The organism is Salmonella sp. 741265116_PST, assembly GCF_046567715.1.
GTDB lineage: Bacteria > Pseudomonadota > Gammaproteobacteria > Enterobacterales > Enterobacteriaceae > Salmonella > Salmonella enterica.
Genome location: NZ_JBKFPH010000025.1, coordinates 45,398 through 64,811 on the forward strand (window position 1 = coordinate 45,398; position 19,414 = coordinate 64,811).

General features: G+C 53.7%; 19 protein-coding genes, 1 pseudogene and 1 other annotated feature. Of the genes and pseudogenes, 8 read left to right on the top strand and 12 right to left on the bottom strand.

Translation table 11 applies throughout. The features are described from left to right. The first annotated feature begins 246 nt into the window (after nt 1-246). From ACLD11_RS16675 to ACLD11_RS16685, 3 genes and pseudogenes are all read left to right on the top strand, one after another. Nucleotides 247-361, top strand: a pseudogene (locus ACLD11_RS16675) (hypothetical protein). Next, the gene (tisB, locus tag ACLD11_RS16680) at nt 358-447 is read left to right on the top strand and encodes a type I toxin-antitoxin system toxin TisB (protein ID WP_000117642.1); all 90 of its coding nucleotides are present in this window, start codon (nt 358-360) and stop codon (nt 445-447) included. The pseudogene ACLD11_RS16675 and the gene tisB overlap by 4 nt, the downstream one beginning before the upstream one ends. A 92-nt stretch (nt 448-539) precedes the next feature. Further along, nucleotides 540-1,400, top strand: coding sequence for an EamA family transporter (locus tag ACLD11_RS16685; protein ID WP_411015130.1), 861 nt, complete (start codon nt 540-542; stop codon nt 1,398-1,400). Between the two features lie 24 nt (nt 1,401-1,424). Here the strand turns inward: ACLD11_RS16685 and ACLD11_RS16690 are convergent, their stop codons facing one another. Beyond that, the gene (locus ACLD11_RS16690; RefSeq protein ID WP_411015131.1) at nt 1,425-2,591 is read right to left on the bottom strand and encodes an RNA-guided endonuclease InsQ/TnpB family protein; all 1,167 of its coding nucleotides are present in this window, start codon (nt 2,589-2,591) and stop codon (nt 1,425-1,427) included. Between the two features lie 310 nt (nt 2,592-2,901). Between ACLD11_RS16690 and emrD the strand changes: the two genes are divergently transcribed. Then, nucleotides 2,902-4,086 carry a multidrug efflux MFS transporter EmrD gene (gene emrD, locus ACLD11_RS16695; RefSeq protein WP_000828737.1) on the top strand — a complete coding sequence of 395 codons (1,185 nt, stop codon included), beginning with the start codon at nt 2,902-2,904 and terminating at the stop codon, nt 4,084-4,086. Here emrD and ACLD11_RS16700 read toward each other — a convergent pair. Then, nucleotides 4,013-5,098: a cellulase family glycosylhydrolase gene (locus ACLD11_RS16700; protein ID WP_411015132.1), complete on the bottom strand. Its 1,086-nt coding sequence runs from the start codon at nt 5,096-5,098 to the stop codon at nt 4,013-4,015. The genes emrD and ACLD11_RS16700 overlap by 74 nt on opposite strands. A gap of 63 nt (nt 5,099-5,161) precedes the next feature. Next, nucleotides 5,162-6,085, bottom strand: coding sequence for a DNA-binding transcriptional regulator DsdC (dsdC, locus tag ACLD11_RS16705; RefSeq protein ID WP_001522218.1), 924 nt, complete (start codon nt 6,083-6,085; stop codon nt 5,162-5,164). A gap of 225 nt (nt 6,086-6,310) precedes the next feature. Here dsdC and dsdX point away from each other — a divergent pair, with 225 nt between their 5' ends. After that, on the top strand, nt 6,311-7,648 hold the full coding sequence (gene dsdX / locus ACLD11_RS16710; protein ID WP_411015133.1) for a D-serine transporter DsdX: 1,338 nt from the start codon (nt 6,311-6,313) through the stop codon (nt 7,646-7,648). Nucleotides 7,649-7,665: 17 nt separating this feature from the next. Then, on the top strand, nt 7,666-8,988 hold the full coding sequence (gene dsdA / locus ACLD11_RS16715; RefSeq protein WP_000427987.1) for a D-serine ammonia-lyase: 1,323 nt from the start codon (nt 7,666-7,668) through the stop codon (nt 8,986-8,988). A gap of 81 nt (nt 8,989-9,069) precedes the next feature. Here dsdA and ACLD11_RS16720 read toward each other — a convergent pair whose 3' ends face one another. The 5 genes from ACLD11_RS16720 to ACLD11_RS16740 all read right to left on the bottom strand — a co-directional run bounded on the left by ACLD11_RS16720 (nt 9,070) and on the right by ACLD11_RS16740 (nt 13,587). Further along, a complete protein-coding gene (locus ACLD11_RS16720) occupies nt 9,070-9,600 on the bottom strand; it encodes a radical SAM protein (RefSeq protein ID WP_000147830.1) in 531 nt (176 codons plus the stop codon). Continuing rightward, nucleotides 9,597-9,959 (bottom strand): DUF202 domain-containing protein, encoded by a 363-nt coding sequence (locus ACLD11_RS16725; protein ID WP_001113454.1) that lies wholly within the window; start codon nt 9,957-9,959, stop codon nt 9,597-9,599. The genes ACLD11_RS16720 and ACLD11_RS16725 overlap by 4 nt, the downstream gene beginning before the upstream one ends. Beyond that, nucleotides 9,949-10,296: a YidH family protein gene (locus ACLD11_RS16730; protein WP_000703964.1), complete on the bottom strand. Its 348-nt coding sequence runs from the start codon at nt 10,294-10,296 to the stop codon at nt 9,949-9,951. The genes ACLD11_RS16725 and ACLD11_RS16730 overlap by 11 nt, the downstream gene beginning before the upstream one ends. A gap of 85 nt (nt 10,297-10,381) precedes the next feature. Beyond that, the gene (locus ACLD11_RS16735; RefSeq protein WP_411015134.1) at nt 10,382-11,875 is read right to left on the bottom strand and encodes a sulfatase-like hydrolase/transferase; all 1,494 of its coding nucleotides are present in this window, start codon (nt 11,873-11,875) and stop codon (nt 10,382-10,384) included. Next, nucleotides 11,872-13,587, bottom strand: a complete 1,716-nt coding sequence (locus tag ACLD11_RS16740; RefSeq protein WP_183059749.1) for a solute:sodium symporter family transporter — start codon at nt 13,585-13,587, stop codon at nt 11,872-11,874. Before ACLD11_RS16740 ends, ACLD11_RS16735 begins: the two co-directional genes overlap by 4 nt. 166 nt (nt 13,588-13,753) lie before the next feature. Between ACLD11_RS16740 and ACLD11_RS16745 the strand changes: the two genes are divergently transcribed. Then, nucleotides 13,754-14,617 carry an AraC family transcriptional regulator gene (locus ACLD11_RS16745; RefSeq protein ID WP_156010375.1) on the top strand — a complete coding sequence of 288 codons (864 nt, stop codon included), beginning with the start codon at nt 13,754-13,756 and terminating at the stop codon, nt 14,615-14,617. 30 nt (nt 14,618-14,647) lie between these two features. Here ACLD11_RS16745 and ACLD11_RS16750 read toward each other — a convergent pair whose 3' ends face one another. From ACLD11_RS16750 to ibpA, 3 genes are all read right to left on the bottom strand, one after another. After that, nucleotides 14,648-16,309 carry a putative transporter gene (locus tag ACLD11_RS16750; RefSeq protein WP_183059750.1) on the bottom strand — a complete coding sequence of 554 codons (1,662 nt, stop codon included), beginning with the start codon at nt 16,307-16,309 and terminating at the stop codon, nt 14,648-14,650. Nucleotides 16,310-16,497: 188 nt separating this feature from the next. After that, nucleotides 16,498-16,926, bottom strand: coding sequence for a small heat shock chaperone IbpB (gene ibpB / locus ACLD11_RS16755; RefSeq protein ID WP_001246919.1), 429 nt, complete (start codon nt 16,924-16,926; stop codon nt 16,498-16,500). A gap of 109 nt (nt 16,927-17,035) precedes the next feature. After that, nucleotides 17,036-17,449: a small heat shock chaperone IbpA gene (gene ibpA / locus ACLD11_RS16760; RefSeq protein ID WP_001532742.1), complete on the bottom strand. Its 414-nt coding sequence runs from the start codon at nt 17,447-17,449 to the stop codon at nt 17,036-17,038. Beyond that, nucleotides 17,443-17,516, bottom strand: a sequence feature (ROSE (Repression Of Heat Shock gene Expression) occurs in the 5'-region of heat shock genes and acts as an RNA thermometer to modulate expression.). Its footprint overlaps the gene before it by 7 nt. 242 nt (nt 17,517-17,758) lie before the next feature. Between ibpA and ACLD11_RS16765 the strand changes: the two genes are divergently transcribed. Then, a complete protein-coding gene (locus ACLD11_RS16765) occupies nt 17,759-18,091 on the top strand; it encodes a YceK/YidQ family lipoprotein (RefSeq protein ID WP_001543704.1) in 333 nt (110 codons plus the stop codon). A gap of 1 nt (nt 18,092) precedes the next feature. Here ACLD11_RS16765 and ACLD11_RS16770 read toward each other — a convergent pair whose 3' ends face one another. Then, nucleotides 18,093-19,319, bottom strand: coding sequence for a DUF3748 domain-containing protein (locus tag ACLD11_RS16770; protein ID WP_080083819.1), 1,227 nt, complete (start codon nt 19,317-19,319; stop codon nt 18,093-18,095). Nucleotides 19,320-19,414 lie beyond the last annotated feature (95 nt).

A 19,414-nucleotide genomic window follows, 5' to 3' on the forward strand; every position in this document is an offset into this window, starting at 1 on the left:
GTCAACAGCAGAAGTATACGCGTTCTGTGCAGAACGCGCAATTTCGGCGCGAATTTTGATGAATTTGAGTATGGATCAGAAGCTCCGTTCTGTCTATAAATTACTGTTAATTTATACAGTGCTTAACTATAATGTCTTTGACACAATGTGTTATGCGGGGGCCGCATCGTAAACCGGCGCAACGAAGTCCTGGCTGAAACGGGTGGTGCCGTCAGCGCCTTAACCCCCTCGTGAGCACACTGTGTTATGTCAACACGCACACTATTCCTCGCAAAAGGGATCGCGTGCGCAACAGCTGGCAACAGGCAGCGGAAAGGTACGTCGGCTGGCAGTGCTCCTTAACCACAGGAGACGCGTATGAGCGTAGTGGATATCACCATTCTTATCCTGAAACTCATTGTTGCAGCACTGCAACTGCTTGATGCTGTTCTGAAATACCTTAAGTAATTCAGATTCAAGCCGCACCGAAGGGGAGCGGGCAACCGCTCCCCTTTCACCTTATCCGCTGGTCTTTCGCTTCCCGGGTATGTTACGTTTTTATGACACCCTCAACGACGCCTGACGCTATGACCCTTTCCGTTTTCTGCATTTTGCTGTTCGCCGCGCTGCTACATGCCAGCTGGAACGCCATTGTCAAAGCGGGAAACGATAAGCTCTACGCCGCGATCGGCGTCAGCGGTTCCGCGGCGGTCATGGCATTGATCCTTTTGCCCTTCTCGCCGCAGCCAGCTCACGCCAGTATCCCTTTTTTAGCGGCCTCTACCGCGCTCCAGGTGGTGTATACCGTCCTGGTGGCGAAAACCTATCAGGTCTCGGACATGAGCCAGACCTATCCTCTTATGCGCGGCACCGCGCCGCTGCTGGTGGCGCTCATTAGCGTTCTGTTTCTTGGCGACAGCCTGTCGTCGATAGCCTGGGTCGGCATCGCAGTGATCTGCATGGCGATACTTGGGATGGCCTGTAATGGCCGCGCCAGCTCTCAACGTGGTGTCGTGCTGGCATTAACTAACGCCTGTTTTATTGCCGGATATACGCTGGTGGACGGGACCGGCGTAAGACTCTCAGAAACGGCGCTGGGCTATACGCTATGGTCATTTTTTCTCAACGGCGCCTGCCTGTTAACCTGGGCGATGATTGCGCGGCGGCGGGAAGCGTCGCGTTATCTGGCGCAACAGTGGAAAAAAGGCATTTTTGGCGGGATTGGCACTATGGGATCTTATGGGCTGGCGCTATGGGCCATGACCCAGGCGCCGCTGGCGGTGGTCGCCGCGCTGCGTGAGACATCGATTTTATTCGGCGCGCTGATAGCCTGGCTGTTGCTTAAAGAGAAAGTGGCCGGGCTACGTCTGGTGGCGGCTGGCGGGATTGCCCTCGGGGCGATTTTACTCCGTCTGTCATGATTGCCCATTGACGTACTCCTCGCCCTAAAGGGCAAGGATTCTTGTTTCGCGGAGCCGAACCTGAGCCGCATTAAGCGGTTCAGGGATTACCGGCTCTCCACAAGCTAACACGGCGAGTCCCGCCGCTTTTATATTCCGTGCCGCGTTTATGTCACGGTCATGGTCTGCGCCGCATTCCGGGCAGTGCCATTTCCTGACATACAGCGGCATTTTTTTCATCATGAAACCGCAACGGCTACAGCGTTTTGAGGACGGGAAAAACTGCTCAATGGCTACCACTGAACGTCCGGCCCATTCGCCTTTGTACCGGAGCTGGCGCACAAATTCGCTCCAGCCTGCGTCTGCTATCGCTTTTGACAGTGACGGGTTGCGGAGCATGTTTTTCACTTTGAGGGATTCGACGCAAACAACTTGATTCTCGTTAATGAGTTTGCGGGTGGCCTTGTGCAGGGCATCCATTCGGCAATCGGCTATTTTCGCGTGGAGTCGGGCCACCTTTAAGCGGGCTCTGGCGCGGTTCTTTGAGCCTTTGGCCTTTTTGCTTAACCGGCGCTGGAGTAGCGCCAGGCGAGCCGCGTATTTCGCGGTATGGCGGGGATTGCCGGACCTGAATCCGCTATCGGTGACGAACACATCTTTTAAACCAACATCAATGCCGACCATTGAAGAGGTGAGCGGCAGTGATGCAGGTTCAGACTCGCAAAGACACGAAACAAAGTACCGCCCGGCGGCATCTCTGGACACGGTGACGGTAGACGGCACGGACGGCAGCGGGCGACTCCAGCGCACGTCTAAAGGCGCTTTGCTCTTTGCCATGTACAACTTGCCATCGCGGTATTTAAACGCGGCATCGGTGAGCGTAGCAGCCTGTTTATGGCGCTTGCTTTTGAATGTCGGATATCTGGCTCGTCCGGCGAAAAAGTTTGAGAGTCCGGCCTGTTGGTGGCGCAAGGCTTGCTGTAGCGGCACGCTGGAAACATCATTGAGCCAGGCAAATTCCGGCTCCTTTTTCAGCGCCGTTAATCGTGCGCTGGCTTGCGTATAGCCGATTTTCTCCTGACGCTTATAGTACGCGTCAGTGCGCCAGCGGAGGATGCTGTTATAGACAAAACGCACGCACCCGAACGTTTGAGCTAAAAGCTCAACCTGCCCGGGTGTTGGATAGAATCGATATTTATAGGCGCGCTTCATATGACTTACAAAATACGCTGAAAAATGTAAGCCATATTGACGAAGGTCAAAAAATGTTACGCAGTTACCGCGCTTATATCTCCGCCCGATTATGCGAGGTCTTACGCGCAAATTGATAACAGCCGCAGACGTAACACATTCTCGGCAACATTTGTTGCCGCTTTTGTTTACATATCCTGCCGTTCCTTCGTCTGCCATTGCTGGTCGCTGTCTGGCCTTCTTTTTCTGGTGTGATAGATTCCTCTCGCATTTATGGGAATGCGCAGCAAGTTATTCTTATTTTTTCTTTTTTTGAAAAGTAATCAGCGAAATGAAAAGGCAGAGAAACGTCAATTTGTTGTTGATGTTGGTGTTACTGGTAGCCGTAGGGCAGATGGCGCAAACCATTTATATTCCCGCCATCGCCGATATGGCACAAGCGCTAAACGTCCGGGAAGGCGCCGTCCAGAGCGTAATGGCTGCTTACCTCCTGACCTACGGCGTCTCGCAACTGTTTTACGGCCCGCTTTCCGACCGGGTTGGACGCCGCCCGGTAATCCTCGTCGGCATGTCTATTTTTATGGTAGCGACTCTGTTCGCCATGACCACGCATAGTTTGACGGTGTTGATTGCCGCCAGCGCCATGCAAGGGATGGGAACCGGCGTTGGCGGAGTAATGGCGAGAACGCTCCCGCGCGATCTGTATGAAGGAACGCAGCTTCGTCATGCCAATAGCCTGTTAAATATGGGGATTCTGGTCAGCCCGCTGTTAGCGCCGCTGATTGGCGGCCTGCTGGATACCCTGTGGAACTGGCGCGCGTGTTACGCTTTCCTGCTGGTGCTTTGCGCTGGCGTCACCTTCAGCATGGCGCGCTGGATGCCGGAAACCCGCCCCGCCGGCGCGCCGCGCACACGGCTGATCGCCAGCTATAAAACGCTGTTTGGTAACGGCGCATTTAACTGTTACCTGCTGATGCTAATCGGCGGGCTGGCTGGCATTGCTGTCTTTGAAGCCTGTTCCGGCGTGCTGATGGGGGCAGTATTAGGTCTCAGCAGTATGGTGGTAAGCATTCTGTTTATTCTGCCGATTCCGGCGGCGTTCTTCGGCGCCTGGTTTGCCGGACGCCCGAATAAACGCTTCTCAACCCTGATGTGGCAGTCAGTTATTTGCTGTCTGCTGGCAGGCCTTATGATGTGGATTCCCGGCTGGTTTGGCGTGATGAACGTCTGGACGCTACTCATCCCCGCTGCGCTGTTTTTCTTCGGCGCCGGGATGTTATTTCCACTGGCCACCAGCGGCGCGATGGAGCCGTTTCCGTTCCTCGCAGGCACCGCTGGCGCGCTGGTCGGCGGGCTGCAAAATATTGGTTCCGGCGTACTGGCGTGGCTTTCGGCAATGCTGCCGCAAACCGGTCAGGGCAGCCTGGGACTGTTGATGACCCTTATGGGGTTGCTGATCCTGGCGTGCTGGCTGCCGCTGGCATCACGGATATCGCATCAGGGACAGACGGTTTAACGTTCCCCTCGCCCGGCTTTTTGCCGGGCGTTTCACATTCCGGCGCGATCATCGCATTGAGCAGGGGCTCCTGCGCCGGGCGCCACGCTCCTTCTTCGCCGTCATAAAACTGAGTGTCTGCGTTTATCGCATACGGAATATGCGCTTTTTTCAGCTCGCAGGCCATAAAACGGGCAAACGCGAATTGTGAAGCGACCGGCGTCATTTTTATCGACTCTCCCGGCGCCCATCCGCCCACCCAGCTTGCATGGCCGGTCTTATGCTGCCAGCGAACCGCGGCGTTAATCCGTGCCCGAATCGCCGCTTTTTCCGCCGCCGTGCCTGACGTCCACGGATATTTACCGCCGCTTTTCAGGGGTCCCCACGGGAAGATGTGCCACTCCGCCAGTACATAGTTCTGGCTTTGCGCCGGCAGTTTAAGCGCCGACAAATCCTCCGGCGCGGCGCGCATGCGGGGGGCAACGAAAATCATCCGCTGTGGGTCAATGGCGTGAATCAGGCGGATGGTTTTGTCATATACGCGATTCAGCGACGCCATATTATGATTAAGTTTGTCGGCAGGCTCATAAATGAGATCGAACCCCAGAAGCGGGGATGTCTGACCAAAATAGCGCGCGACCACGCTCCACCAGTTGATCAGCTCCTTTTCATGGCTGGCGCTGGGATCGGTTTTATACGCATCCGCCTGATAGGCAATAATGGGTATGACGCCATAGTATTCGCAGGCTTCTACCAGCTTACGCAAATGGATGAGGCGCGCTTCCGTCGGCGCGCCTGCCACACGAATACGGACATGCGTTAACCCTTTTGCCTTAAAATCCCGCACGACCAGCGGATCAAACTCGCGGATACCCCGTTCCGTTCGCGCCCAGTCAACATCCATCCCAACGCCAAGCTGCTGCGCATAGCGCGCCGCCGTCAAAGGCATCGGTTTCGCATAGACGACCGCGCTGGTCAGCATGAGAGAGGCAATAAGCGGTTTAAACACGACGCCCCCTAAAATTTTTACCACGGTGATAGCACGTATTTAGCATATTCACTCCCGGCAGGTGTAGCGACAAAGCGTAATAAATCTTCACACCTGTTCCTGCAACCAGCGAATAAATGCCTCGATTTTCGGCCACTGCCTGCCAGGCAGAGTGGTGACATAATAATGCTGATGACATTTCAGCCTCATGTCACCAAAAGGCGCAATCAGTTCTCCGCTGTCGAGACGCTTTTGCACCAGCCGTTTACGCCCCATCGCCACGCCAATGTGGTTCATCGCGGCAATCACCGCTAAATCAGAACGATCGAAGCCAATGCCGGATGAATCCGGCAAATTTACTGCAAAATGCTGCGCCCAACTGTGCCACTCATCGGTGCCCGAATCGTTACTCCACGCCTGTCTGTCGTGTAAGAGCGTACAGTGCCGCAGGTTATTCAGGTTGTCCTGCAAGGCGAAACGATGGGCGTAATCCGGGCTGCAAACGGGCAAAATCGCCTCATCCATTAAAAAATGGTGCGTGAGCTGCGCCGACGGCGCATCGTCAAAATAGATAGCCAGGTCAATGCCGGCACGCTGTAGGTTAACGTTATCGTTGCCGGTCAACATAGTGAGAGAAATTGACGGATAGCGACGGGTAAAGTCCCCCAGCGCGGGCACCAGCCAGCACTGGGCGATAGAGGGACGGGAATACACGGTCAACGTGCCGGACAGTTCCTGATTTTTGATATCGAGAATTTCCTGATTCAACGTATCCAGCGACGATTTCAGCGCCCAGAATACCCGTTTGCCTTCATGAGTAAGCTCCACTTTACGGTGAGAGCGGACAAATAGCTGGATTCCCAACTCGGCTTCCAGTTGATTGATACGATGGCTTACCGCACTGGGGCTTAACGACAGCTCATCTGCCGCCAGAGCAAAGGACTGGTGTCTGGCCGCGACTTCAAAAGTATAGAGTTTGGATAACTGCCAACCGTTGAGTAAGCGGTTTCGGGTATCGCGAAGGGGTTCCATGGCAACCTCAGTCATCTTTTAATTTCCCGAAGTGTAAAAAAACACGCTGAAAAAATCCGCACATAGATGAAGCAAAATGAACCATATCGCAAAATAAAGGCAATATTAGATGGAAATCACATAGTTGATTCAATTTACATCATGTGAATGGCAAATTATATCGTTTGTCAGGGGGTGCTGTTTTTCTGTCCAATAAGAACAGATTAATCACAGGGTAGGTGAGATATGCACGCTCAAATCTGGGTAGTGAGCACGCTGCTGATCAGCATCGTGTTAATCGTATTGACCATCGTGAAATTTAAATTCCACCCCTTCCTCGCGTTACTGCTCGCCAGTTTCTTTGTCGGCGCGATGATGGGCATGGGGCCGCTGGAGATGGTCACGGCGATAGAAAATGGAATAGGCGGTACGCTCGGTTTTCTGGCCGCCGTTATCGGTCTTGGCACCATCCTCGGCAAAATGATGGAGGTTTCCGGCGCGGCGGAACGCATCGGGCTTACGCTCCAGCGCTGCCGCTGGCTCTCTGCTGACGTGATCATGGTACTGGTGGGGCTGATTTGCGGAATCACGTTGTTCGTGGAAGTGGGCGTCGTGTTGCTCATCCCACTGGCGTTTTCTATCGCTAAAAAAACCCATACCTCGCTGCTGAAGCTGGCCATTCCGCTGTGTACCGCGCTGATGGCCGTCCATTGCGTGGTACCGCCGCATCCGGCTGCGCTGTTTGTCGCAAATAAACTGGGAGCGGATATCGGCTCGGTGATTGTCTACGGTCTGCTGGTCGGACTGATGGCCTCATTGGTCGGCGGCCCGCTGTTCTTAAAGTTTCTGGGTAATCGTCTGCCGTTCAAGACCGTACCGACAGAGTTTGCGGATCTTGAAGTGCGCGCCGAAAACACCCTGCCGTCGCTGGGCGCAACGCTGTTTACCGTTCTATTGCCGATTGGCCTGATGCTGGTGAAAACCGTCGCTGAACTGAATATGGCGAAAGACGGCACGTTGTATACGCTGCTGGAGTTTATCGGTAATCCGATCACCGCGATGTTTATCGCTGTCTTTGTGGCGTATTACATACTCGGTCTGCGCCAGCATATGGGTATGGGCACACTACTTACCCACACCGAAAACGGCTTTGGCGCCATTGCGAACATCCTGCTGATTATCGGCGCGGGCGGCGCGTTCAACGCCATTCTCAAAAGTAGCGGGCTGGCGGACACGCTGGCGGTGATCCTCTCAAATATGCATATGCACCCGATTCTGCTGGCATGGCTGGTAGCGCTGATTCTGCACGCGGCGGTCGGCTCTGCGACGGTGGCGATGATGGGCGCCACCGCGATTGTTGCGCCCATGCTGCCGCTCTATCCTGACGTCAGCCCGGAGATCATTGCGATTGCCATTGGTTCCGGCGCCATTGGCTGCACGATCGTGACCGATTCCCTATTCTGGCTGGTCAAGCAGTATTGCGGCGCTACGCTGAATGAAACGTTTAAATACTATACGACGGCCACGTTTATCGCATCTGTCGTTGCACTGGCTGGCACATTCCTGCTTTCCTTTATCATCTGATCGTAAAGAGACGTACTATGGAAAACATACAAAAGCTCATCGCCCGGTATCCTTTGGTCGAGGATCTGGTCGCCCTCAAAGAAACCACCTGGTTTAACCCGGGCGCCACCTCTCTTGCACAAGGTCTACCGTATGTCGGCCTGACGGAGCAGGACGTAAACGCCGCCCATGACCGTCTGGCGCGCTTTGCGCCGTATCTGGCGAAAGCGTTTCCGCAAACCGCTGCCGCTGGCGGCATGATCGAATCTGACGTGGTCGCTATTCCGGCCATGCAAAAGCGGCTGGAAAAAGAGTATGGGCAAACGATCGACGGTGAAATGCTGTTAAAAAAAGACAGTCACCTGGCAATCTCTGGTTCCATTAAAGCGCGCGGCGGCATCTACGAGGTGCTAACGCACGCGGAAAAACTGGCGCTGGAGGCGGGTCTGTTAACCACCGACGATGACTATAGCGTGTTGCTTTCGCCGGAATTTAAACAATTCTTCAGCCAGTACAGTATCGCCGTCGGTTCAACCGGCAATCTGGGGCTATCGATCGGTATCATGAGCGCCTGCATCGGTTTTAAAGTGACGGTACATATGTCTGCCGACGCCCGCGCCTGGAAAAAAGCGAAGCTGCGTAGCCACGGCGTGACGGTCGTGGAATACGAGGATGATTACGGCGTGGCGGTTGAGCAGGGCCGAAAAGCAGCACAATCCGATCCAAACTGTTTCTTTATCGACGATGAAAACTCCCGCACGCTATTTCTGGGCTATGCGGTAGCGGGTCAGCGTCTGAAAGCGCAATTCGCGCAGCAGGGACGCGTCGTTGACGCCAGTCACCCACTGTTTGTTTATCTACCGTGCGGCGTTGGCGGCGGCCCTGGCGGCGTCGCCTTTGGCCTAAAACTGGCGTTTGGCGACAACGTCCACTGTTTCTTTGCCGAACCGACTCATTCACCCTGCATGTTACTCGGCGTTTATACCGGTCTGCACGATGCCATCTCAGTACAAGATATCGGTATTGATAACCTGACGGCGGCTGACGGCCTGGCGGTAGGTCGCGCTTCGGGCTTTGTTGGTCGGGCAATGGAGCGTCTGCTTGACGGCCTTTATACCTTAGACGATCAAACAATGTATGACATGCTGGGCTGGCTGGCGCAGGAGGAAGGAATTCGACTGGAGCCATCAGCTCTGGCGGGGATGGCCGGGCCACAGCGCATTTGCGCCGCCGCCGAGTATCAGCAAAGGCATGGATTCAGTCAGACGCAGCTCGGCAACGCGACGCATCTGGTATGGGCAACCGGGGGCGGCATGGTGCCGGAGGATGAAATGGAACAATACCTGGCGAAAGGACGCTAATACTCGCTCAGTGCCGGAAAGACGGCTGCGCCATCCGGCACGCCATCGCCTGATGGCGCTACGCTTATCAGGCCTGTGACGCTAACGCAGCATCGCCATCAACTCCTCCGGCGAGCGATGCTGTTTCAGTAAATCCCGCATCACCCGCATATGCGGCGAGGAGTAGTTAAAAAAGGTCTGGTAGCCCTCGCAAAGCTGATTTTTCCCCTGGCTGTCCCGATGCTCAGGGCATCCGCCGCCGCAAAATCGTAATAAAGAGCACTTCTGACATTCAGCGCTTAGCGGCGCCTTGTCCGGCGCTTCAGCGCCATTCCTGCCGCCGCACCACTGCTGTAGCGTCTCATCAAAAAGGCGGACCGAGATACGCTGAATATCTTCACGTACCCAAATATCAAATACGCTATTTAAAAACCGCCCCCAGTCTGCTGAACACAATGAATCCTCGGTCAACATTCCGTTCCGGTCATGTTCCAACAATGGGATAAAATGGACATTGCGAATGCCGAGCCGTTGTAAGTTACGGTACAGTTGCTGAGGGCGCTGGCTATTCTGGCGGTTTACGACGACCTGAATCTGGTCATCACTCACGACAATGTCCTGACGTCCTGTCATATAAAATTCCCGATAAATGCAATAAGTTGGCGAATATGGGTAACAGCAAACAGGATTGCGAGCGACAACACCGCGAGGGAGATCAAAAATTTGTCACGCACGACATGAGTTTCGGAAAAATCGCTATGCGCGACATCCATCAAATTACGACTCAGGGTATAACGCCAAAGAATCACCGCCACTATCGCCAGAACGCTGATCGACACCCAGAACAAGAACCCCGCCTGATGCCAGTGGTGCCTGACGGCTAATGCCATTAACGCCCCGTATCCCAGCAGCGTGCGAAACCAGGCCAGCGACGTACGCTCCGGTTGCAGTCCCGGATCGTTCTGCCGACGGGCTTTACGACTATCCGGCATACAGTACCAGCCCCATCACTATCACCGCGACAATCATCAAAATAACGCTGATGATCAACAGGCTATGGGTATAGGGCAAATCCTCTTTCAGACGCATCGCTTTTTCATTACGTAACCAGCGTAGATAGCCATAAATCGCCAGGCCGCCCGCAAACAGACACAACAGTAGCGCCAGCAGTTCACGGATCACCGGCGTGGCAAAATCCGGGGCGAGCTGATCAAGACCGACGCCTGCCGCCAGAAATCCCAGCGAGGTGCGAATCCACGCCAGAAAGGTGCGCTCATTTGCCAGTGAGAAGCGGTAATCCGGCGCTTCTCCGAGGCGGGAAATCTTCATTACGACTCCTTTGTCTCTTACTTCTACATCTATCCGGCCTGTATAATGATTTTACAGGCCGGATCGGCGCCACTCCGCATGTTAATCAGAACTTCTGCTGCTTGTCTTCTATTTTCACGCCTTGCGTAGGCAACCCCGTGTCGTAGTCGCGCACCACCGGCGAATAACCGTCTTGCGGACGCGGACGAAAAGCGCCCATCCAGCGCGGCTGCGCGGTTTTACGCCACGGGCGCAGACTCCACTGATAGGTCCGGAACGGATCGCGAATTTTGTCCATATAATCGAGCAGCGCGTCGTGCATCTGGTCGCGAACATTGACGAATTCGGGGGCATCAATCAGATTATGCAGCTCACCGGGATCATTATATCTGTCATAAAGTTCATCGCTGGTAAACAGATTCAGCACCAGTTTATAGCGGTCTGTCACCCAGCAGCGTACCGGAATAAACCCGCCGAAGCTGTCATGCTCTATTTCATAGCGGTTGAACTCTACCATCACGCCGCGCGACGGTTCGGCGGCAAGCAGATTTTCGCCCGGCAGAATCTCCGGCTTTTCAATTTCCGCCAGCGCCATCATCGTCGGCAGTAAATCAATATGGCTCACCGGCGTGTTGATCTGGCGAGCTTCTCCCTGCGGCGCGCGGATAATTAGCGGGATACGGGTAATGTCATCGTACATCGCCGCGCCTTTGCTGATAAGCCGATGCGCGCCCATCATTTCGCCATGATCGGAGGTATAAATCACCCAGGTGTTTTCCCGCTGCTGCGGCGTGAGCGACGTCATTACCCGGCCAATCTGATCGTCGACAAAATCATTACAGGCAAAATAGAGCGGATGGCGGTAGCGGCCATCTTCGCCGACCGGCGACGGCATAGCCTGCGCCCATAACCGGTGATGCTCAGGCTTATCGGCAAGCGAGTCATGCGCCTTTGCGCCCAGGTCGTAGTAAAAATCCTGATATTTTTCCAGATACTCAACCGGACAGGTAAAAGGATGATGCGGTTCGTCATAGGAGACTACCAGCAGAAAAGGTGTTGCCGATCGTTCCGGGCGCTGAAGAAAATCGACCGCCCGATTGCTGATGCGGTGCGCCCAGGTAAAGGTTTCATCAATATTATTGGCGCGTAAATCGTCGATGCTGTTCAGCCCGTTCCGCCACAAACCGATCTCTTTATCCGTCAGCTCCGCAAGATAATTGGCGCCGTCATACCAGTAATCGGCATCCCACTCAGGCGGACACTCGCCGGTGCCGAAGTAGTCATGCCCGTCCAAATGCCATTTGCCGATATAACAGGTGTGATAACCGACATCTTTAAAATAACGCCCCATCGTAGAGATGTTTTTTCCCGGCGCGATATTGTTCGTCCACGGGCCAGACTGATTGGCGTAAATGCCGGTAAACAGCCCCGCGCGCGCTGGCGTGCAAACCGGCGAACAGGTGTACGCGGAATTAAAGCGGATACCTTCTGCCGCCAGATTATCTATATTGTTCGTATTCAACGGCTTACCACTATAGCACCCCACCATATTGGTGGCCTGCGTATCGGTCATGATGAGCAGAAAATTAGGCCGGGTCATACTTCATCCTTCGCGTTAGAGAGACATATGACAGCCGCAGAACGACGCGCCTGCCAGTTGCTGTAAAACAGATACGCTACGACCGCCGCGGTGGTGCCGTAGCTGAAGATCGTCAACCATTGGGTACGGTAGCCCCCGAATTGCGCCAGGCCGGAATAGACGCCAACCATCGCAAACAGGATGCCGACGGCGGCGATTTTCGCGTTTTTCCACGGCTTCATATCTACTGCAAACGCATCCTGAAATTTGAAAGGCGCGGCGCGCGGCGCAATCGCGCCAATAATCAGCATCACGACGACGTTGATACAGAATGTGCAGGCCAGTACATAGAGAAAGTGAAAATCAAACTTCACCAGATAATTGATGGTGATATAGCTAACGATGCCGATCCCCATGGCGACTTTAGCGGCCAACGCCGGAATGCGCGGAAAGAAGAAGCCCATAATGATAATCGTCACCAGCGGTACGTTATAAATCCCGTTCAACTGTTTCATCCAACTGTAGAGCCCTTCCGGCGCATTAGCGATCCACGGCGCGACCAGTATTGAAATTATCGCAATAAAAAAGCCAAACTGACGCCCAACGCGGACCAGGCGCTCAGGCTGCGCATTTTCGTTAATCACGCGACGATAAATGCCCATGCTGAATAAGGTGCTGGCGCTGTTTAAAAAACCGTTAAACGTGCTAATAACCGCGCCAAATAAAACCGCGCCGAAAAAACCGACCAATGGCGTGGGAAGGACGTTATTCACTAATGTCGGATAAGCCATATCCGCTTTCGGCAAGTCCTGATAAAGATGAAAAGCGATTAAGCCTGGCAAAACCAATACCAGCGGATCGAGCATTTTCAGGACGGCTGTCAATAACGCGCCCTTCTGTCCTTCCGCCAGGCTTTTAGAGGCCAGCGTACGCTGAACAATGCCCTGATTCGTACACCAGTAAAAAGTATTTACCAGAATCAGCCCGGTAAACGCCGCGCCAATCGGCAGCGGGTCGGACGCGCCGCCAATAGAGTTTAATTTTTCCGCGTGTACGGTGGTGAGCTGTTCGATGCCCTGGAGCAAGCTGCCTTTTCCCATCGCAATCAGGCCAAAGACAGGGACCAGCAGACCGCCAATAACCAGCCCGATACCGTTAATCGAATCCGCGACGGCCATCGCCCGCAGCCCGCCGATGACCGCGTAAATAATGCCTGCCAGCCCCAGCAGAATCACCAACAGCCAGATTGCCGCGCCATGTGAGATATTCAGCGACTCGCCGATATGAAACAGGCTGTTAAGCGCCAGCGCGCCGGAATAGAGCACAATCGGCAGGAAACAGACGCCTGTCGCGATCAAAAAACAGAAGTCGATGATAATACGCGTCGTTTTGTCATAACGCTCTTCCAGAAAATCGGGAATAGTGGCGATCCCACGCTGTAAATAGCGCGGCAGGAAAATCAACGCCAGAAAGATAAGCGTCACGGCGGACGTGACCTCCCAGCCCATTACCGACATCCCGCTTTTATAAGCCTGTCCGGACAGACCGACCAGTTGTTCGGTAGAGAGATTGGTCAACATTAACGATGCGGCAATCACCGGCGCTTTTAGCGAACGTCCGGCAAGAAAATAACCCTGTTGGGAACCGGTATCCGTTTTACGCACCTTCCACCAGGTGACGATCGCCACCAGCAGAGTAAAGCCGACAAAGCTCAGAATTTGTAGCATATTCATTTCATAGCCCTTTTTTCATTATGTCCCGGTAGCGGTAGGGGCAACGCGAGATATTACTTACCGGGTCAGGCAGCCGAATTTCTTAAAATACAAACATGATATCCCTGAACGGCTGTTTTTCTGTTAAGTTCAGGTTACTGGCATAATTCTCCGGCGGGATAATAAAATGAATGGAAATTTGCAAAGTTCGCATGTAAAAAACGAAACTACGTATAATATTCCGCTACTCATTAACGAAAATGTGATCTCCAGCGGAATTTCATTGATTTCGCTATGGCATACCTACGCCGACGAACATTATCGGGTTATCTGGCCCCGCGATAAAAAGAAGCCGCTAATCGCTAACTCCTGGGTCGCTGTCTATACCGTACAAGGCTGTGGAAAGATCTTACTTAAAGACGGCGAGCAAATAACGCTAAACGGAAACTGTATTATTTTTTTAAAACCTACCGACATCCAGTCTTATCACTGCGAAGGATTAGTTTGGGAACAATACTGGATGGAATTCACGCCAACCAGTGTGATGGATATTCCTATTCGGCAACAAAGCGTTATTTATAATGGCGAAATTTATAATCAGGAGTTAATGGAGGTTTCACAATTAATTACTGTAGCAGAGCCTGTTAAGAATAATATTGCCGTCGCGTTTCTCGCCAAAATAATTTATCAATGGATTTACCTGATCTGCGCAGACGGTAAAGCAGACCCACAAAGAGTGCAGATTGAGAAATTACTGGCCGCGCTACACGCCAGCCTGCAACGGCGCTGGAGCGTCGCAGAAATGGCGGCGGCGATCCCCTGTAGCGAAGCCTGGCTGCGCCGCCTGTTTCTACGTTATACCGGTAAGACGCCGAAAGAATACGTTATGGATGCCCGGCTTGAACTGGCGTTATCACTGTTAAAGCAGGAAGGAAATACGGTAAGTCAGGTAGCGGATACGCTGAACTTCTTTGACTCGTTCCATTTCAGCAAAGCATTTAAGCATAAGTTTGGCTATGCGCCGTCGGCGGTGTTGAAACATACGAAGTAACATGCCGGACGACGCGTAGTGTTTTCATCGCTAACCCATTCCCCAAAAAATCACCGCCAGTAGCTGCGGCGTGATAATGCGCAGGAACATCACCAACGGGTAGACGGTCGCGTAAGAGAGCGCCGCCGCGCCGCTGGTCGCGTGCAGGTTGTTGGCAAATGCCAGCGCCGGCGGATCGGTCATCGAACCGGCCAGCATCCCGCACAGCGTCAGATAGTTCATTTTGGCAAAAATCCGCGCCAGCAAGCCGACGGTAATCAGCGGGATAGCGGTGATAAAAATACCGTAGCCAATCCAGCTTAGCCCTTCGCCCTGCGTCAGCGTATCGACAAAATCGCCGCCGGATTTCAGCCCGACGACCGCCAGAAACAGAACAATCCCTAACTCACGCAGCGCGAGGTTGGCGCTCGGCGGCATAAACCAGTACAGCTTGCCGATGCTGCCGATACGCCCCAAAATTAGCGCCATGATCAGCGGCCCGCCGGCCAGCCCCAATTTTAACGCAACCGGGAATCCCGGCACAAACAACGGAATCGACCCAAGCAGAACCCCCAGTCCGATGCCGATAAACACCGGCAGCATCTGCACCTGCTGCAGTTTTTGCTGCGCGTTGCCGACCACATTGGCTACCGCATCAATCGAAGCAGAACGCCCCACCAGATTGAGAATGTCGCCAAACTGCAGGCTGGCGTCGCTGCTGGCGACCAGCTCAACGCCCGCGCGGTTAAGACGGGAGATAACCACGTCATAACGCTCTTTAAAGTGCAAATCGCGGATACGTTTGCCGAGCACTTTTTCGTTGGTGACGACCACACGCTCGACGCGTAAATCCGTGCCGCGCGTCGACAACGAGGTGTCCACTTCCTTGCCGATCACCAGTTGCGCGTTATGCAGGTCGGTAGATTGGCCGACGAGGTGCAGCAGGTCGCCTGCCTGGATAATCGTCCCCGGCGACGGCACCATCAGCGTGTCGTCGCGTTTCAGGCGTGAGCAAATGATTTTATCGCTGTTCAGGATCGGCACATCCTGGATAGCCATATTATTGAGGTTCGGATTCTCGACACGGATATTCATTGTTTGAATTAATGTATGACCGTTAGCGAGAGAGGATTCGTGCTTCTGCGCCTCCGCCTCGACGTTAACGCGAAAAATCAGCCGCATCAGCCACATGGTGAGCAAAATACCGCAGATGCCAAACGGATACGCCATCGCATAGCTCATCCCCATCTGATCCACCAGATCCACTGGCGTTCCCAGATCGCGCAGGATTTGCTGACCCGCCCCTAACGCAGGCGTATTGGTGACTGCGCCGGAGAAAATCCCCAGCACCACTGGCAGCGGAATAGCGAAAATTTTATGCAGAATCGCGGTGACCAACCCGCCCATAATCACAATCAGAACAGCAAACAGATTGAGACGCAGCCCGGAAACGCGCAGCGAGGCGAAAAACCCCGGCCCCACCTGTATGCCGATGGTATAAACAAAAAGGATCAGGCCGAATTCCTGGATAAAGTGCAGCATATCGCCGCTCAGCGTCACCCCAGCCTGATCGACGAAGTGGCCGACGATAATACCGCCGAACAGAACACCGCCAATACCAAAGCCGACACCGCGCACTTTAATGTTGCCGATCCATAAACCGACAACCGCCACCAACGCCAGAACGCTGACCGTCAATGCGATATCACTCATCTTCTCTTCCCTGTGAGTAACATTTCAATTTATAGGGATTATGACTGAACCGTTAAGGCATATATACAGCATGGCGCACATTCTCATGTTACAAAACCGCCCAGACGTCCTGACTTCGGCAGCGTCTTACCCTTTTTCGTGGCATAAAAAAGCCCCGCCATCTCTGGCGGGGCAAGGCAAGGAGCTCATTAGCTATTTAATGCGGAGCGTTCGTTAATGGCGATACGCTGCGGCGCAATGGTTTCCGGCTCGTTGCGGGTTAAATCAATATGCAGCAGGCCGTTGGTAAACGTCGCGCCGGAAACTTCCATATTTTCAGCCAGCGTAAAGCTCAGGCTAAAAGGCTGCATGACCAGGCCCTGATGTAACCATTTGGGCTCGTTTTCCGGCTGTTCCGGCGTGCCTTTCACCGTCAGGCGCGTGCCTTCCAGTTGAATATCCAGATCTTCCTGACGGAAACCGGCTAACGCTAAGGTAATGCGATAATGGTTATCGTCGCTTTTTTCGATGTTATAGGGCGGGAAGCTCTGGCTTTCGCCGCTGTTTTGCAGCGCATTGGCCAGCTTGTCAAAACCGATCCATTGACGCAGCAGTGGGGATAAATCGTAGTTACGCATAATCATTTCTCCTTCTAAGAAGCGAGTTTTTACCTTCACACTTTACGTGCGAATATGCTCCCTGACGGCGAGCATGGGATGACAGGCCGCGCAACGCGACCCGACGGAATCAGTTAATTTCGATACGGCGCGGTTTGTTCGCTTCCGGAATCACGCGCTCCAGTTCGATATACAGCAGCCCGTTGACCAGGTTTGCGCCGCGAACGTGAATGTTCTCCGCTAACTGGAACTTACGCTCAAAGTTACGCTCGGCAATGCCCTGATACAGGTAAGTACGTTCTTTCTGCTCGTCCGCATGAGCACCTTTTACCACCAGTAAATTATCCTGGGCAGTAATCTCCAGTTCGCTTTCTGCGAAACCGGCAACGGCAATGGCGATGCGGTAGTGGTTTTCGTCTACCAGCTCAACGTTGTACGGAGGGTAGCCGCCATTACTTTGGCTTTGGTTATTTTCAAGCAGGTTAAACAGACGGTCAAAACCAATGGCAGAACGGTACAGCGGGGATAAATCAAAGTTACGCATAATCATAAACTCCTGAAATCAGCGAGAATGTCAGACCTTCCATCATGGACAGGCCAAGATTGCCAGAACACCCATCAGGCGTGCCCTTCTATTCACTACGTCTTATAAATGGGTCTGAATACGTACTTTTCAAGTATTTTAATCCGACTTTTTTTTGCAGTTTATTGGCTATTGCATAGACTGGTTGGGACAGCACTGATTGTTAAAGTGCGATTACTGCCACAGTGCCGCGTACTGGTGATGTTATTTTTAGCAACGGATCGCTATAACTCATCATGCAAATAACGACAACCAACAGATGAATGAGTGATGATAAAAAACGTGTTGTTAACGCTGATAATATGGAATGGGATGCTTTTATTAGGCGGTTGTTCAAGCGTCATGTCGCACACCGGCGGTAAAGAGGGTACTTATCCTGGCACGCGCGCCAGCGCTACGATGATCGGTAACGATGAGACAAACTGGGGCACCAAATCGTTGGCCATCCTGGATATGCCGTTTACCGCCGTGATGGATACGATCCTTCTGCCGTGGGACATCTTCCGCAAAGACAGTTCGGTAAGATCGCGCGTAGAGAAAAGCGAGGAGGAGACGAAAATGACCAATGCCGTCATCCCCCCGGCGAAGATGCCTCCTCCCTGATTTATCGCCCGGTTTCCGTCACCCATAGCTGACGGAACCCTTTCACCTCTTCCATCCATGCGACGTGTCGCCCATCCGGTGAAAAAACGACGGCGTCCGCAGACGGCGGGTTGTCGTGCCTGGCGGTTAAGAAGTCGATCTTCCCACTTTGTGCGTCGCAGCAGGCAATCCGATTTTCCAGCACCAGTCCCAGCCATTTACCCGACGGATGCCAGTTAAACGCTGACTGTACGCCGGTCGCATGATGCGTTAACTGCCAGGGCTCGCCTCCCTGCGGCGATATCAGCCATAGTTGCGCTACGCCGTTATCGTCCCGCATCAAAAAGGCGATCGCCGTCGCCTGCGGATTACTGCGGACCCAGTGGCGTGGTTCGTTAGTGAGTCCAGGATAAACACGCTGGTGAGTAAAGGTAAGACGCCGCTGAACTACGCCCAACGGCGGCGATGGCATCGTTGATTCGGTTCCCGTCAGCGGCGTGTCGCCTGCCTGTTTCCAGCCGTTTTCATGACACGGTAAATCGACAATAAACAGCTCCGGGACTTTTTTGCCCGTCAGCGACAGCGTATCGCCAATAAAGGCGATCTGGCGGTTGCCCACCCAGCCCTCTTCATAGGCGCGGTTAATATCATCGCTGCCAGGTCTCGGCGCAGGCGTCGTGCGGCTAACCAGTACGCACCAGTGGCTACCGCTGTATTCGCGCGGATGCTGAACCGGCACCGTTACCGGCCCATACGGCACGGCCACGCCGACATTACGCAGATCCAGCGCCGGATCTCGCTCATGCAGAACGTGGTCATTATAGGTAAAACTCACCAGCTCGCCGTTCGGGCTAAATACATGGACGTGGCTGCCGCCGCGCAGCGCGCCGGGAGTATACGGCGCAGTAATATCCATCGCATCGAGGTTAGTCACGCCTCCCGGCGTTGCAATAACGCCCCGACGGTGGTGGAAATCGTAATGCCACGTCTCATCAGGGTTTTCAGGGCCATGAATAAACACATAGTGATTGTCGGCAGGATGCACCGTCACCACACCGACATGCGCGCCCTGCACAGCGCGATAAATCACCTCCACGTCGCCGGTATGCACATTGACACGCTCAATGGTCTTGCCCGTAAATGACGCGCCTGAAGGCCGCACATCAAAGACCAGCCACTGGCTGTCAGGCGTCCAGGTATTGGTGTTGGTAAGCTGGTGATGGCGCGGCGTAAAGGTGATTTGTTTCATAGGATGTCCTGATAAGAGACGATGCTCGCCATCATACTTCACACGGGCTTCACTTTCAGGCTTTAGCGTATCGTTGGGATAGCCAGGCCCCGTGG